This window comes from Rhizobacter sp. P3_B12 (genome assembly GCF_056402895.1).
In genome coordinates this window covers 1-1,647 of record NZ_JBFUGN010001201.1, presented here as the reverse complement: position 1 = coordinate 1,647, position 1,647 = coordinate 1, and the positions used below count along the sequence as shown (strand labels likewise).

1 protein-coding gene and 1 pseudogene are annotated in these 1,647 nt (G+C 71.6%); one reads left to right on the top strand and one right to left on the bottom strand.

The genetic code is table 11. The annotated features are described in order from the left end of the window. Positions 1 to 819 (top strand): hypothetical protein (locus AC1D01_RS33755; RefSeq protein WP_477873826.1); only part of this gene is annotated, 819 nt, incomplete at its 5' end. A 16-nt stretch (positions 820 to 835) separates the two neighbouring features. Here AC1D01_RS33755 and AC1D01_RS33750 read toward each other — a convergent pair. Then, positions 836 to 1,647 (bottom strand): annotated as a pseudogene (locus AC1D01_RS33750) (M14 family zinc carboxypeptidase); the annotation flags it as partial.

Below are 1,647 nucleotides of genomic sequence, written 5' to 3'. Positions count from 1 at the left end.
GCGACCGATGCCGCGCTGCTGTCGCCCGCCGGCGTGGCCGACGTGGGCACGCTGGGCGGCAGCTTCGCGATCGTCGTGGGGATCAATGACAGCGGCCAGTTCGCCGGCTACTCGCGCCGCGCCGACGGCAAGGACCACGCCTTCCTCGCCACCGCCGCCGGCATGGCCGACCTGGGCACCTACGGCGGCGACTACAGCCAGGCGTATGCCATCAACAACGCCGGGCTGGTCGTCGGCTCCGCCTACGACACCGCGGGCAAGGCGCGCTGCTTCCTGTCGAGCGGCGGCGGCCTGATCGACCCGGGCACGCTGGGCGGCAGCTTCTGCAATGCCTTCGCGGTGAACGACAGCGGCCAGGTCACCGGCAGCAGCGCCACCGCGGCCGGCATCGGCCATGCGTTCCTGCTCGGCGCGCAGGGCATGGTCGACCTGGGCACGCTGGGCGGCAGCAGCAGCCTCGGCAAGGCGATCAACCGGCACGGGCACGTCGTCGGCTCGGCACGCACTGCCGCCAACCAGACGCATGCCTTCCTGCACGACGGCACGACGATGACGGACCTGGGCACGCTGGGCGGCACCACCAGCATCGCGACCGCTGTCAATGCGCCGGGCCAGGTCGTCGGCAGCTCGACGATCGCGAGCGGCGCGAAGCAGCCGTTCTTCTACGCCGGCGGCGTGATGGTCAACCTGAACAGCGCGGTGCCGGGGCTGTCGAACATCAACGCCGACAAGCTGTACCTGAACGATGCGGGGCAGATCGCCGGCACCGGCACCATCGCCGGACAGCAGCACGCGTTCGTGCTGACGCCGATCCCCTGATCGAGAGCGCGGCAGCTCAGGCTTGCGGCAGCTCGAGCAGGCGCAGCACCGGATACAGGCGCCATTCGGGCTCCGCGTAGCGCTGTGCGGCGAGGAAGATGAAGCCGAGCACCGCGTCGCGATCGCCGAGCAAGCCGGGGTGGGCTGCCTTCCATTCATCGAAGCGATCGCGCAGGCCGGGCTCCTCGGCCAGCAGCCGCTCGGCCTCGTCCTCGAACACGTAGTCGCTGAAGGCCTCCTTCTTGTCGAGCACGCTGTCGAAGAACGCCCAGCGGAACAGGCTGTCGATGCCCAGCGGCTCCAGCACCTCGACGATGAAGCGGTCGTGCGGCCCGCCGAGCGGCACCAGCCAGTCGCCTTCGGCCACGTCGAAGAGGCGTGCCTCGATCGCGACCTCCAGCACATCGTGCAGGTGCCGGCCTTCGAACGGCGCCCGCCGCTTCTCGAAGTGCACGATGCGGCAGGCCTCGGCCCGCACGCGGTCGGCACGCGCGACGCGCTGCAGGCCCACCCCATGCGCCTGCAGGCGCAGCACCACGTCGTGCCAGGCCTGCGGCAGCAGGTAGGCACGCGGCGGCCGCACGCTGGTGGTGGATTGCCAGCGGTCGAAGTACGCGATGTCCTTCTCCCACGGCGCATGCCGGTCGTAGCGCAAGCGCTGGTAGCCGCCGAGGCGGCTCGGTTCATGCACCGCGGTGAAGCCGCCGAAGCGCACGGGCCGGCTGCGCTGCAGGTCGAGCTGCCAATCGAGCGCGACCGCCGCGCCACCCGCCACCGCCGCGCGATCGGCCGCGCGCGCGGCGCGGATCGCGTCGCCGTGCGCCACGG